This is a genomic window from Pseudaminobacter soli (ex Li et al. 2025) (assembly GCF_029892515.1).
GTDB classification, from domain to species: Bacteria; Pseudomonadota; Alphaproteobacteria; order Rhizobiales; family Rhizobiaceae; genus Pseudaminobacter; species Pseudaminobacter soli_A.
In genome coordinates this window covers 855,002-868,396 of sequence record NZ_JARXVF010000001.1, presented here as the reverse complement: position 1 = coordinate 868,396, position 13,395 = coordinate 855,002, and the positions used below count along the sequence as shown (strand labels likewise).

14 protein-coding genes are annotated in these 13,395 nt (G+C 62.9%); 7 read left to right on the top strand and 7 right to left on the bottom strand.

Annotated elements, in window-relative coordinates; translation table 11 throughout:
* Positions 1 to 92 precede the first annotated feature (92 nt).
* Positions 93 to 1,493, top strand: coding sequence for an NfeD family protein (locus tag M2281_RS04160; RefSeq protein ID WP_280819834.1), 1,401 nt, complete (start codon positions 93 to 95; stop codon positions 1,491 to 1,493).
* Positions 1,490 to 2,269: a slipin family protein gene (locus tag M2281_RS04155; RefSeq protein WP_280819833.1), complete on the top strand. Its 780-nt coding sequence runs from the start codon at positions 1,490 to 1,492 to the stop codon at positions 2,267 to 2,269. Before M2281_RS04160 ends, M2281_RS04155 begins: the two co-directional genes overlap by 4 nt.
* Before the next feature lie 17 nt (positions 2,270 to 2,286).
* On the opposite strand, the gene M2281_RS04150 is transcribed toward M2281_RS04155, so the two are convergent.
* The 3 genes from M2281_RS04150 to M2281_RS04140 form a co-directional block, all read right to left on the bottom strand.
* Positions 2,287 to 3,228, bottom strand: coding sequence for a helix-turn-helix domain-containing protein (locus M2281_RS04150; protein ID WP_280819832.1), 942 nt, complete (start codon positions 3,226 to 3,228; stop codon positions 2,287 to 2,289).
* A 179-nt stretch (positions 3,229 to 3,407) separates the two neighbouring features.
* Positions 3,408 to 4,184: an alpha/beta hydrolase gene (locus M2281_RS04145; protein WP_425537664.1), complete on the bottom strand. Its 777-nt coding sequence runs from the start codon at positions 4,182 to 4,184 to the stop codon at positions 3,408 to 3,410.
* A gap of 308 nt (positions 4,185 to 4,492) precedes the next feature.
* Positions 4,493 to 5,170: an ArsR/SmtB family transcription factor gene (locus M2281_RS04140; RefSeq protein WP_280819831.1), complete on the bottom strand. Its 678-nt coding sequence runs from the start codon at positions 5,168 to 5,170 to the stop codon at positions 4,493 to 4,495.
* A 38-nt stretch (positions 5,171 to 5,208) separates the two neighbouring features.
* Between M2281_RS04140 and M2281_RS04135 the strand changes: the two genes are divergently transcribed.
* The gene (locus M2281_RS04135; RefSeq protein WP_280819830.1) at positions 5,209 to 5,376 is read left to right on the top strand and encodes a hypothetical protein; all 168 of its coding nucleotides are present in this window, start codon (positions 5,209 to 5,211) and stop codon (positions 5,374 to 5,376) included.
* Positions 5,377 to 5,379: 3 nt separating this feature from the next.
* A complete protein-coding gene (locus tag M2281_RS04130) occupies positions 5,380 to 6,615 on the top strand; it encodes an MFS transporter (protein WP_280819829.1) in 1,236 nt (411 codons plus the stop codon).
* A 58-nt stretch (positions 6,616 to 6,673) separates the two neighbouring features.
* On the opposite strand, the gene M2281_RS04125 is transcribed toward M2281_RS04130, so the two are convergent.
* Entirely contained in the window at positions 6,674 to 8,272 is a 1,599-nt protein-coding gene (locus tag M2281_RS04125) for a methyl-accepting chemotaxis protein (RefSeq protein ID WP_280819828.1), read from the bottom strand.
* A 247-nt stretch (positions 8,273 to 8,519) separates the two neighbouring features.
* Between M2281_RS04125 and M2281_RS04120 the strand changes: the two genes are divergently transcribed.
* Entirely contained in the window at positions 8,520 to 8,873 is a 354-nt protein-coding gene (locus M2281_RS04120) for an ArsC family reductase (protein WP_280819827.1), read from the top strand.
* A gap of 80 nt (positions 8,874 to 8,953) precedes the next feature.
* Here M2281_RS04120 and M2281_RS04115 read toward each other — a convergent pair whose 3' ends face one another.
* On the bottom strand, positions 8,954 to 10,204 hold the full coding sequence (locus tag M2281_RS04115) for an aminopeptidase (RefSeq protein ID WP_280819826.1): 1,251 nt from the start codon (positions 10,202 to 10,204) through the stop codon (positions 8,954 to 8,956).
* 42 nt (positions 10,205 to 10,246) lie between these two features.
* On the bottom strand, positions 10,247 to 11,191 hold the full coding sequence (locus M2281_RS04110) for a LysR substrate-binding domain-containing protein (protein WP_280819825.1): 945 nt from the start codon (positions 11,189 to 11,191) through the stop codon (positions 10,247 to 10,249).
* A gap of 28 nt (positions 11,192 to 11,219) precedes the next feature.
* On the opposite strand from M2281_RS04110, the gene M2281_RS04105 reads away from it, so the two are divergent.
* Positions 11,220 to 11,474 (top strand): hypothetical protein, encoded by a 255-nt coding sequence (locus M2281_RS04105; RefSeq protein ID WP_280819824.1) that lies wholly within the window; start codon positions 11,220 to 11,222, stop codon positions 11,472 to 11,474.
* Between the two features lie 29 nt (positions 11,475 to 11,503).
* Here M2281_RS04105 and M2281_RS04100 read toward each other — a convergent pair whose 3' ends face one another.
* Positions 11,504 to 11,911 (bottom strand): MAPEG family protein, encoded by a 408-nt coding sequence (locus M2281_RS04100; RefSeq protein ID WP_280819823.1) that lies wholly within the window; start codon positions 11,909 to 11,911, stop codon positions 11,504 to 11,506.
* A 219-nt stretch (positions 11,912 to 12,130) separates the two neighbouring features.
* Between M2281_RS04100 and sbmA the strand changes: the two genes are divergently transcribed.
* On the top strand, positions 12,131 to 13,390 hold the full coding sequence (gene sbmA, locus M2281_RS04095) for a peptide antibiotic transporter SbmA (protein ID WP_280819822.1): 1,260 nt from the start codon (positions 12,131 to 12,133) through the stop codon (positions 13,388 to 13,390).
* Positions 13,391 to 13,395 lie beyond the last annotated feature (5 nt).

The following is a 13,395-nucleotide window of genomic DNA, read 5'->3' as shown; positions in this document are numbered from 1 at the left end:
ACGACACTCGTTGGCCCGTTCGAGGCCTGCAAACGTCGCCTCATGGATTTGCGCGAAATCGAGCCCATATCTTTGCATATGGAGCTTTTAGCGTGAAAATCGCGCGTATGGCCCTTTTTGCTGCGGCTTTCGTGGCCGCTGCGGCCGTTGCTCCCCTTTCCTCAACCGGAGGGGAGAGCGGCCGGGCGAAGCTGGCGTTGACCATCGATATCGACGGGGCCATCGGCCCGGCCAGCGCACGGCAGTTGAAGGAAGGCCTGGCGACAGCGGTGGAGCGCAACGCCGAGGTGGTCATCCTCGAAATGAATACGCCGGGCGGGCTCGCCACCTCCATGCGCGAGATGATCGCCGATATCGTGGCGTCGCCCATTCCCGTCATCGGTTATGTCGCGCCATCGGGTGCCCATGCGGCAAGTGCCGGCACCTATATCCTCTATGCAACCCATCTGGCTGCGATGGCACCGGGCACCAATCTTGGGGCAGCGACGCCGGTCGAGCTTGGCGGGTCGCCATCACCCTTGCCCGGCCCCGCCGACAACAAGGGTGGCGAGGGCCAGAAGAACGCGACCGAGCCCAAGACGAGCGACGCGATGATGGCCAAGGTGACCAATGATGCGGTCGCCTTCATCCGCTCATTGGCCGAACTGCGCGGGCGCAACGCCGACTGGGCGGAAAAGGCAGTGCGTGAAGCGGCCAGCCTTTCGGCCACGGCTGCCCTTCAGCAGCACGTCATCGAGATCATCGCCCGGGATCCTGCCGATCTGCTGCAACAGGCGGACGGGCGCACGGTTGAGGTGGCCGGCAAGAAGGAAGTGCTGGCGACCAAGGACGTGAAGGATGAGACGCTGGAAGCCGGCCCGCTGATCCGGCTTTTGTCCGTCATCACCGATCCGAATGTCGCAATCATCCTGTTGCTGGTGGGCGTCTATGGCCTGGTCTTCGAGTTTTCGAACCCCGGCATGGTGGCGCCCGGTGTCATCGGCACCTTGGCCCTGTTGCTCGCGCTTTATGCGCTCGACCTTTTGCCGATCAACTATGCCGGCCTGGCGCTGATGCTGCTCGGCATCGCCTTCCTCGTCATGGAGGCTTTCAATCCGACGGTCGTGCTCGGCCTTGGCGGTGTCGCGGCGTTCTTCCTGGGAGCTGCCATGCTGCTCAAGGTGAGGGGGCCGGGATTTGAAATGTCGTGGTTCGTCATCGGCATTGCCGGCGCCTTGACGCTCGGCCTGGCGTTGCTGTCGGGCAGCTATCTGTGGGCGGCGCGCAAGAGGCCGTCGCGCGTCGGCGCGCAGGCGATGAACGGGTTGCCGGTCGAGATCATCGACTGGTCGGGCGATGAGGGCCATGTGTTTGCGCAGGGCGAGCGCTGGCGGGCGAAAGCCGACGAACCTCTTGCTCCCGGAGACAGCGCCGAGGTGGTGGGTGTCAAGGATCTCGTCTTGATGGTCCGTCGCCGGGCGACAGGGCAAACAAGCAATGGAGCATCGCGATGATGATCGTCTATGTGGCCTATCTGGTACTCGCTGCCATTATTGCCATGTTCCTGTCCGCCACGATCCGCATCCTGAGGGAATATGAGCGTGGCGTCGTCTTCACGCTGGGCCGCTTCACGGGCGTGAAGGGACCGGGGCTGATCATCCTCATTCCCTTCGTCCAGCAGATGGTAAGGGTCGATCTTCGCGTGGTGGTGCAGGACGTGCCGCCGCAGGATGTGATCTCGCGCGACAACGTCTCGGTGAAGGTCAATGCGGTGCTCTATTTCCGCATCGTCGATCCCGAACGCGCGATCATCAGGGTCGAGGACTACATGGCCGCGACCAGCCAGCTTGCGCAGACGACCGTGCGCTCGGTGCTTGGCAAGCATGAACTCGACGAGATGCTGGCCGAACGCGACAAGCTCAACGCAGACATTCAGGAAATTCTCGACCAGCAGACCGACGCCTGGGGCATCAAGGTGACCAATGTCGAGATCAAACATGTCGATCTCAACGAGAGCATGGTCCGGGCGATTGCCAAGCAGGCCGAGGCCGAGCGGCTGCGCCGCGCCAAGGTGATCAATGCCGACGGCGAACAGCAGGCGGCGCAAAAATTGGTCGAGGCCGGGAAGATGCTGGCCGAGGAGCCGCGGGCGATGCAGTTGCGCTATTTCGAGGCGCTGCACGACATCTCTGGCGAGCGCTCGTCGACTGTGGTGTTCCCGCTGCCGATCGACCTGCTCAGCTTTGTCAATAAGACGCCTGTCAACAAGCCGCCTGGCGACGGGAAGTAGTTCACCTGGGCTCTGCTTCAATGAAGCGTCGCCCGCCAAGCTCCAGGCGTCGCGCCGACCTGGCGGGCGAAGGAGCGGGTGAGGTGGCTTTGATCGGAAAAGCCGCATGCAAGCGCGACATCCGTGAGCGAAGTGCGGCCCTTTGAAAGAAGACTTTTGGCGAGCTCTACGCGCCGCCACTGCAGCCATTGATAAGGCGCCATGCCGGTCGAGCGCTTGAAGGCATGGGCAAACTGGCTGGCCCTCAAGCCGCACACCACGGCGAGTTCCGCAAGGCCAATCCCGCCGACAAGACGGGTCTCGATCACCTCCTTGGCCAGCCGTTCCTGCCAGGTGCTCAATCCCCCCACCACGCGCCGCCGTGGCGCAAGGTCGCCATAGTGGGCGCAGACATATATGCCGAGGCTCCACATGTAGTGGTCTGCAAACAGCGGATCGAGCGTTTCGGGCGCATCGACAAAGGGCAGCATGCGTCCGGCCAGTCGCGGGAGAACCGGATCGTCGATGATGTCGTAGAAGCTTCGCCCAAGATGGGTGACATGCGGCACTTCGAGATCGTCCGCAATCTCACGCATGAAGCTGCGTGGCAGGATCGTCTCAAACGTGTGCCGGGGACTGTTGAAGTCGATTTGCTCAACGCCCGACAAATACAGCAAGTGCGTCTCGCCCTTCCGACGGGAATGCGAATAGGTCCGACCGTCGACGAAGACATCGCTGCGCTCATCCTGCAGACGCACGCCGATGGCGTAGGCATCGGTCCACTGGCAATTGCTCGTCACCCGGGTGGGTGCTGCGAAATCGGCATTGCCGCCCGCGGGCGACGGGCCATAGCGCACGTCGGCGGAAATCAGCCGCGAGCTTGAAAGCCCTCTGAAAGCAAGCCTGTGGTTCAAATTGGCAGGAAGGCCGACGGGCACGGTTGCCATGTCGACCACGTTGAACTTGGCATTGAGGGTCATGCTGACCTCCCGCTTGTCAGCCCAGAATACCAAGTCCTCGCGGCGGCACCATAGCGGTTCCGGCCGTTCGATGGCGGTACTTCAGATTGGTCATTGGTGGCGGTTGACCGGCGGCCGTTCCCCGGGTGCTGGGCGCCAACAAGGGGGGCGCCCAGACGCTTCGGCACTGGGCCTTGGCCTCAGTTGGCGGGCACGCTGGCGGCAGCCTGCTCGATGACCTTGGCGACTACGTCAGGATGCGAGACGTAGATGGCGTGGCTGCCGGGCGCTTCCGAAACGACGGCCTTGGCCCGCTTGGCCATTGCGCGCTGCGCCGGCGGCTGGATCATCTTGTCGTCGGTCGCAACCAGGTACCAGCTCGGCTTCGCCTTCCAGGCGGGTGCAGTGATCTTGCCCTCCAAGGCCGCCACGGCCCACGGAACCTGCGAGTCCGCCATGAACTGTGCCAGGTCGGGGCGAACGTCCGCGGCGAAAGAGCCGGCGAACTTTGCCCGATCCAGGAACAGGTACCCGTCGACCGGCGCCAGGATCGGCGGCACCGGGGCTCCGGGCGGCGGATTGGCGATAAGGGTCGAAACAGATTCGCCGGCATCCGGCGCAAAGGCCGTAATGTAGACAAGGCCCGCCACCTTGGGATCCGTGCCGGATTCCGAGATGACAGCGCCACCATAGGAATGCCCGACCAGGATTACTTTGCCGGGGGCAGCTGCAATCGCCCGCTTCGTGACCGCGACGTCGTCGGCCAGAGAGGTCGTCGGGTTCTGGACGATGGTTACGTCATATCCATCCTTCTTGAGGAGGTAATAGACGCCTTCCCAACCAGCTCCGTCGACGAAGCCGCCATGCACGAGAATGATGGATTTGACCGCAGGGCTCCCTGCCGCGTTGGCTCCGGTCGCAGTCATGCCAAGGACAAGCGCCGCCGCCGACGCAATCATGGTGAGGGCATTCGACATATGAGTTCTCCGTTAGACACAGGTTTCCGGCCGGGAGAAGAGGATCATCATGCGGTGCTGTTCGGCCCGGCTCCCGACTCAATGGCAATGTATTCAGCTCGTTTCGACCCGAATTGAACGATCCTGCAGTGCCGCTTCAGTCGCCCAACGGCATCTGAAACGGCCCTTCAATCGGGTCCGGGCATAAACGCGGTCGTGGCGATGCCGTTGCCGGGGTCCTGGTCCTTTTGGGGTGGAGTACCTCATAGTGATGAGCGCGCCTGGCGCATGGTCGTCCAACCTGTGTGTCGAACAGAGACCTGGCCGGGTCAGCGTGGGCCGGCGGGCTCTTCGATGGCGAGGCCGCTGGCCTTCCACTCCGGATAGCCATCCTCGAGCCGCATGGCCCTGAAGCCCTTGGCGCGCAGTGCGGCGACGGCCTCGAAAGCGAACACGCAATAGGGCCCGCGGCAGTAGGCTACGATCTCGGTGTCGGGCGACAGTTCACTCAACCTGCTTTCCAGTTCGCTCAGCGGAATGTTGAGCGCTCCCGGCAGATGGCCGAGCGAGAACTCATCTTCCGGCCGAACGTCAAGCACGGTCACAAGCCCATCGGCAATTCGGCCGACCAGATCTTCGCGGGAGACGGCTTCCATCGAGTCCCGCTCATGGAAGTAGTCATTCATGACGCGATTGACCTCGGCAACATTTCGCTCGCCGACCCGGCCGAGCGATTTGACGAGCGTGACGACCTCCGTGCCGCCAGCCAGGCTGTAAAGTACATGCTTTCCAGCCCGCTCCGTGTCGACGAGCCGCGCGCGGCGCAGAATCTGAAGATGCCGCGAGGTGTTCGCAAAGGTCATGCCCGTGCGCGCGGTGAGCTCTTCGACCGATCGCCGCCCCTGCGCCAGGTGTTCCAGCAACTCCAACCGCTTTGCATGACCGAGCGCCTGGGCAATCTCGGCAAGGCTCTCGAAAATCGCTTGTTTCGGTCTCACGCTTGACAACTCTGCCTCCCTGAAAGATCATTCAGCAGAATGATTGAATGAATCTACCATCAGGGACAACGGGGTGCAAGGCGATGATCCTCAGGCAATTCCTGCATACCGATCCTGCAGGTATCTTCGAGCGCCGTCACAACATTCCCCCTGCGCCGCCGGAAGCCACGAAACTGCGCGCCGCCAATTCCGGTTGCGCCAACGTGGCGGGCTGACCGATGGCGATCGAAGCAGCTTCGAAGCCAGTTTCCGCCGTCAAGCTCGGATTGAAGGAGAACTGGCGGCAGTTCTCTTTGCTCGTTCTCATCAATGCCTTCGTGGGTGGCATGGTCGGCATCGAGCGAACGGTGGTGCCCCTGATCGGCTCGGAAGACTTTCACATCGAGTCCACGACGCTGATCACTTCCTTCATCATCAGCTTCGGCGTGGTGAAGGCGTTCGCCAATTTGGTTTCGGGGCAGTTGGCCGACAGTTGGGGGCGCAAGCGCGTGCTGGTGACCGGCTGGCTGGTCGGCCTCCCGGTCCCGTTGATAATCATCGCTGCGCCCAATTGGGAATGGGTCATCGCAGCGAACGTTCTGCTAGGCTTGAGCCAAGGCTTCGCCTGGTCGATGACGGTCATCATGAAAGTCGATCTGGCCGGCCCTAAGGGTCGGGGACTGGCCGTCGGCCTCAACGAATTCGCGGGCTACTTCGCGGTTGGCTTGACTGCCTTCCTGACAGGCTATCTCGCCAGCCGCTACGGCTTGCGCCCGGTGCCTATCTATCTGGGCGTCTTCTATGCCGTTGCCGGCACGATCCTCTCCATCCTTGTCGTGCGCGACACGCGCCATCACGTCCGGGTGGAGGCCAGCGGGGTCGCCAAGGAGGCATCGCCGCTGTTCCGCGAGGTGTTCATGCTGACCTCGTTCAAGAACCGCAACCTCTTTGCGGCGTCGCAGGCTGGCCTCATCAACAATCTCAACGACGGCATGAGCTGGGGCATCTTTCCCATGTTCTTCACCTCACTCGGCCTCGGGGTCGAGCGGATCGGCATTTTGAAGGCTGTCTATCCGATGGTGTGGGGTGTCGGCCAGGTCGTCACCGGCCCGCTGAGCGATCGATGGGGGCGCAAGGGGCTGATCGTCGCCGGCATGTGGGTCCAGGCGGCCGGCCTCTTCCTGACAGCGCTGACCGGCCGGTTCGAATGGTGGATATTTGCCAGCGTCCTGCTCGGCCTGGGAACCGCGATGGTTTATCCGAGCCTGATCGCAGCCGTCTCGGACGCTTCGCATCCGACATGGCGAGCCCGGTCCTTGAGCGTCTACCGGTTCTGGCGCGACCTCGGCTACGCCATCGGCGCGCTCTCTGCAGGCCTGATCGCCGACCGCTTCGGCTTCAGCGCCGCGATCCTCACGATCGGCGCCGTCACCTTCCTGTCTGGTGCAATCGTCGCGATCGTCATGCGCGAGTGAACGGAGAGGGCCGGCGCATCCGACGCCGTGGGGACCCGGAGTTCTGAGGTTCTAGGCCTCAGAACTCGGTCCAGTCGTCGCTCGAGGCGGTGGGCTTGGTGGCTTCGCCGCGAACGACCCTAAGTGAAGGCGCCGTGCGCCGCGGCTGCTGCAGGACCGGTGTCTGGCTCGGGATCTGTCGCGAGATCTCGAAATGCGACACGCTGGTCGTCAGGTTTTCCGCTTCGAGGGCAAGGGCGTGCGAGGAGGTCGTGGTCTCTTCGACCATGGCCGCGTTCTGCTGGGTGACCTGGTCGAGCTGGTTGACCGCTTCGTTGATGCCGGTCAGCCCGATCGACTGTTCCTTGGCGGAATTGGCGATATCGGCGACCAGCACGCTGATCTCGGAGACCTTGCTGATGAGCACTTCGAGGGCGTCGCCCGTCTGGCCGACGAGATTGACGCCGGCTGCAACGCGGTCGCCGGACGAGGCAATCAGCGTCTTGATCTCGCGCGCGGCATCGGCCGAGCGCTGCGCCAGGCTGCGGACCTCGGAGGCGACGACGGCAAAGCCTCTGCCCGCGTCACCGGCGCGCGCGGCCTCGACGCCGGCATTGAGTGCCAGCAGGTTGGTCTGGAAGGCGATGTCGTCGATCAGCGAGACGATCTGTCCGATCTGTTTCGCAGAGCTGTCGATCTCCGACATGGCGACGATGAGGTCGCGCATGGCCTGGCTGCTGGACTGGGCGCTGGATTTTGCATCCTGCGCGACACCGTTCGCCTTCAGCGCGCCGCTGGCGGTCTGGGCCGTGGCCTGCGAGATCTCTTCGAGAGCGGCGGCCGTCTCCTCGAGGCTCGCGGCCTGGTGCTCGGTACGCCGTGCCAGGTCGTCGGCTGCCTGGACGATCTTGGAAGAGCCGTCGCGGATGGCGCCCGAGTTTCCATGGATGCGGCCGATGGCTTCCTCAAGCAGTTCCATGGCGCGATTGAAGTCGTCGCGGATTGCGGCGTAGGTCGGCGTGTCGACCCCGTCGATCCGGTAGTTGATGCGGCCCTTGGAAAGCTGGTCGATCGCCTCGGCCAGCGAGGCCAGCGCCGTGCGCTGTTCGTTTTCCGCCCTTTCGCGAGCCGCTTCGGCTTCGAGCCGCCGGCGCTCGGACTCTTCCAGATAGGTCGAGATCACGAGTTCCATGTCGAAAAGCGAAGCCTTGATCAGCGCGCTCAGCGCGCGGCTCGCCTTCTCCCGGCCCGGCGCCTGAATGCCGAGAGCTTTTGGCCAGAGCTGCTCGAGCACGACCGAAGTGAGCTCGTCGATGATGACCGTGTAGCCGCCGACATACCAGCGCGGCTCAAGCCCGATATCCGCATGGATCTTGCCGATCCGCTTGGCCGACTGGACGTAGGCTTCGCCGAAGTTCGCCGCTGCAATCGCGCTCCAGTGTTTTACCTGGCGTCCGGCAGCAGCCTGCATTCTCTGGGCGCCACCCGAAGCGCCAAAGAACTGGCGGGCTTCCTCGAAGCCGCCGATGTGGCCGTAGAAACTGTCCATCGCTGCGGGCAGTGCTGCCTCGATTGCCGGCTTCACCTCGTTGAGGGCTGCACGCGCGTCGCTGTCGAGACGGACAAAGGCGAGGCGGCGGGCAATGGCGGGGTCGGTGGCGGCGGGGTTTCCGGACATTTTCGTTCCTTCTGGGCATTCTGCCGACCGCGATCGGCTGCTCCGCAAGGTGCGCCTGCGGTTAGCCCGCCAATAGATTTCAAAGGTTCACATTCCGTTTAGCGACGGCCTGCCGGCGGGGGCCCGCTACGTCCTGTCGCATGTGATCGTCCACAACGAAGTGGCCCGGCCAAGTATCGCGTGCTCGGCAACTGGCCTTTTGACGGGTAAGTCTGGGACCTCAATCGGCGTCACGAGAGGACTTGCTTTGACCGTCACCATCTATGGCATCAAGAACTGCGACACCATGAAGAAGGCGCGCGTCTGGCTGGAAGAGCATGGCGTTGCCTACGCCTTCCACGACTACAAGACCGAAGGTCTCGATCGCGAGCGACTTGCGGGCTGGTGCGACGAACTCGGCTGGGAAACAGTCCTGAACAGCGCCGGCACGACCTTCCGCAAGCTGCCTGACGCCGATCGGCAGGATCTCGATGCCGCAAAGGCGATGGCGCTGATGCTGGCGCAGCCTTCGATGGTGAAGCGTCCCGTGCTCGACCTTGGCGACCGGCGTCTTATCGGCTTCAAACCCGAGCTCTATGCGCAGGCGCTGGCGGCGGGCTGAAAGGGCAGGGGTTCTTCCCGCTAAATGAAAAAGGGCGGCTTGCGCCACCCTTTGTGCTTGAGGGACTTTCGCCTAACGGCTCAGGCCCATTCGCCCTGGCGCATCACCGGCTCGGCATTGCCGTCCTTGTCCAGGCCGTCGATGTCGATCTGGCCGGAGCCGATCATCCAGTCGATATGGATGAGGCTGCAGTTGCCGCCGCGCGATGCGACTTCCAGCGGCGACAGGTTGCTGTCGGCGAAGCAGGTTGAATAGCACTGGCCGAGCGCGATGTGGCTGGCGGCATTCTCGTCGAACAGCGTGTTGTAGAACAACAGGCCACTCTGCGAGATCGGCGAGGAGTGCGGCACCAGCGCCACTTCGCCGAGGCGCCGCGCGCCTTCGTCGGTGTCGAGAACCTTGTTCAGTACATCCGCGCCGCGCGCCGCGCTCGCCTCGACGATGCGGCCGCCCTCGAAGCGCACGGAAATCTGGTCGATCAGCGTGCCCTGGTAGGACAGCGGCTTGGTGCTCGTTACATGGCCTTCGACGCGGCTGGCATGCGGCGTCGTGAACACTTCTTCGGTCGGGATGTTGGGGTTGCAGGTGATGCCGTTCTTGGCCATCTCGGCGCCGCCGTTCCACTTGTGGCCGTCGGCCAGGCCCACGGTGAGGTCCGTGCCCGGGCCACGGAAACGCAAGGCATGGAACGCCTTGCCATTCAGCCAGGCGGTGCGGCGGGCAAGTGCTGCATTGTGCTCCTTCCAGGCCGTGACCGGATCTTCCCTGTCGACGCGCGAGGCAGCGAAGATCGCATCGGCCAACTTGGCGACGGCAATGTCTTCCGGCTCGCTCGGGAACACCAGCGCGGCCCAGGCCGGCGTCGGAAAGGCAACGATGTTCCAGTTGATGTCGAAGCCGGTGATCTTCTCCAGTGCCGGGCGGTAGGCGGTCGAGGTCGCCCTGTTGGCGCGCGACACCTTTGCCGGGTCTTCGCCGGCCAGCAGCATCGGGTTGTCGCCGCGCACCGCCAGCCGCGCGGCATTGCCGGCATAGGCCTTGGCCATGCCTTCGTAGAGCCAGCCCTCGGCCCGGTCGAAGCTGGCGTCGGGCGCGTGGCGATAACGCGCGAGCGTCAGCTCGTCGTCGGAAAAGATGGGCGTGACGAGGCCCGCGCCGGCCTTGTAGGCATGCTCGGCAATGCGGCGAACCAGCGCCAGCGCCGAGATCGGCGCGGTCAGCACCAGGTCCTGGCCCGGCTGCAGGTCCAGGCCGACCTTAACCGCCACCTCGGCCAGACGGTCGAGCTTGACGGGGTCGATTGCGGCGGTTGCGCTCGTGTGGGAGGTCATGACGAAACTGCTCCTGTGGTGATTTGCGAAAAGTCATAGCGCCTATCGGGTTGGATGAACACCATCACCGGGCGCCGCATGCGGGGTTGCCGCGTGCATATTGGCTACTGTCGTCTTCACTTCTTCGTTGATCCAGCTGCGGAAGCAATCGACCTTGCGGCTCGAGCGCTGACCCTCCGCGGTGACGAGATAGTGCCCGAACCCGGTGCGTGCCGAAATGCCGAACGGGGCGACGAGCCGGCCGTCAGCCAGGGCATCCGCGGCGAGGAATTGCCAGGCCAGCATGATGCCGTGACCGGCGATCACCGATTCCAGACACAGGATCGGGTCGGTGTAGCTGACGCCCTGCTGCGGCATGACGGGAGCGACGCCGGCCGCCTCGAACCAGTCTTCCCATGAGATCATACTGTTTTCATCGGTGATCACCCAGCTTCTGGCGAGATCGTCGATGGACTTCAGCTTTCCGGCTATATGCGGCGAGCAGACTGGAAAGATCTCCATCGGCAGCAGCAGCTCGGCGCGCGCGCCCGGCCAGTTTCCTTCGCCCAGCCGGATCGCCACGTCGACGTCCGAGCGGCCGAGATCGACGATCCGGGTCGAGGCATCGATACGGACGAGGATTTCGGGGTATCGCACAAAGAAACGGCTGAGGCGCGGCACCAGCCAGCGCGAGGCGAAGGCCGGCGCGACGGAGACGATCAGCGTGTTCGGGGTGCGGTCGTCGGCGAGCGAGACTGCTTGGGCGAGCTCGCGGAAACCGGCGCTGAGACGCGTGGTGAAGGCGAGGCCGAACTCGGTGGGTACGAGGCCCGTGGGCGTGCGCTCGAACAGTGTTCTTCCAAGCTGCTTTTCGGTCCGGTTGATCTGCTGGCTGACCGCGCTCGGCGACACGCCAAGCTCCTCGGCGGCTTTGAGGAGCGAGCCGCGCCGCGCGACCACTTCCACCGCGCGCAACCCGTTGAGATGAACGTTGTTCAGGTTGAGCATACAGATTTTCTAAACTCGGAACGGCGAATTGTCGATTGCCGCGGAAGCCGGAATATTCAAAATGTCGACATTCAAAGGAGAAAAGGCGATGAAGATTATCTCATTCATTCACGCGCTTTTCGGCCCGCATGGCGATGCCATTCAGGATGAAGTTCCGACCTGGGCCCATGACCCGCTCGCGCACCCGGCGCTCGGCGCTATGTCCGAACGCGAACTCGGCGATCTGCCCTTCAATCGCGGCTGCTGTGCTTTTCGGGACGGCAGCCTTTCGCAGGAAACCTGAGGCTAGGCGTTCGAAAGTGGGGGCTTAGATCAGAGAAGAAGCCGGAATGCATGGCCCAGAAGGGTGGTCATCGTTACGATGGTCGCCAACCCGCTGAGGCCAAAGCCGATTTCCCGCTGCCAGCGGGCGCCTTTCTCTTCGATGAAATGCCAGGCGTGCAGCGCGCGCCCCGCAGTAAACGCGACGCCGAGCAGGTGCAGCGCGACGACCGACGTTCCCAGAAGTGCGGTGATCAGCAGCAGCAGCATCGTCATCGGCATGTTCTCGATGGCGTTTGCGTGACCGCGCATGACGCGTTCCAGATGAGCCACCCCGCCATTGCCGATCCAGACCTTATAACGCCGCCGGATCTGGCTCGTCGCCACCACCAGCCAGAACAGAATTGCCATGTTGAGAACGGCGTAGAGTCCGACGGTGGCGACTGCGGTCTGGTTCATGAAAATCTCTCCGACATGTCTCATTGAAATGTGTATGCGCGAGACAAAGAAAGGTAAACTGACGCGTCGCCGCACCTTGCCCTTACGTCAAAATCGCCACAATTGTCGTTTTGTGGGGTATCACGGCGCCGGCAGGACAGGGTTTTCTTTCTCGGAGAACTATGACCTCATGCCGGTCAATCGCAACAGCGCGTCGCGCGCTACAAGGATCTCACCCGCGTGTTTGTATCGTTTTTCCCCAAGCCGAAATTGTTCTTCATTTCGGCAGCTCTGTGGGCAGCCCTTGTCGTGCTGCTCTGGTACTTCGGAGGAGAAGGGCTGGGCGCCATGTTCGGCATGCCGCCGGCTGCTCCGGGCACACCGCCGATCATCGGTATCTCGGTGTTCTGGTCTGGACCGTTCCTCTGGTTCTACATCTACTTCGCCCTCAGCGTGGCGCTGTTCTACGGCTTCTGGAGCCGGTTCTCGCCACACCCGTGGCAGCGTTGGTCGATCCTCGGCACGGCGCTCATCCTGTTCATCACCTACTTCCAGGTGCAGGTGAGCGTCGCCATCAACAACTGGTACGGGCCGTTCTGGGATCTGATCCAGGCCATCATCTCCGGCAAAGACGTCCCGGCCAGTGATGTCTACTGGGAAGTTATGACGTTCATGGGGATTGCGGGCGTGGCGGTCGTCGTCAGCGCGCTCACGGTGTTCCTCGTCAGCCACTACGTCTTCCGCTGGCGAACTGCGATGAACAATTTCTATGTCGCGAACTGGCCGAAGCTGCGTCACATCGAAGGCGCCGCGCAGCGTGTCCAGGAAGACTCGATGCGGTTTTCGACGATCATGGAGACCCTCGGCGGCAATTTGATCGACTCGATCATGACGCTCATCGCGTTCACGCCGCTCCTGATCAAGCTCTCCGAGCACATCACCGCACTGCCGCTTGTCGGGGCCGTACCGCATCCGCTGGTGTTGGCGGCCATCGCCTGGGCGATCTTCGGAACGGTTCTGCTCGCTGTAGTCGGCGTCAAGCTTCCGGGACTTCAGTTCCGCAATCAGCGCGTCGAAGCGGCCTACCGCAAGGAACTGGTCTATGGCGAAGACCATATCGAACGCGCGCAGCCGATCGCCCTGTCCGAGCTGTTCGATAACGTGCGGAGAAACTATTTCCGCATGTACTTCCACTACGTGTATTTCAACGTATTCCGGTTCCTCTACCTGCAGGTCAACAACGTATTTTCACTTATCCTGATAGTGCCTTCGCTTGTTGCCCATACGATCACGCTGGGCTTGCTGAACCAGATCAGCAACGCGTTTTCGCAGGTGACTTCGTCGTTCCAGTATCTGGTCAATTCCTGGCCGACCATCATCGAGCTGCTGTCCATCTACAAGCGCCTGCGGGCGTTCGAGGCTGCGCTTGAAGGTGAGCCGCTGCCGGGCATCGACCAGCGCTATGTCGAAGGGCGGGTTGCCGCCACGGACCACTTCTGATGAGA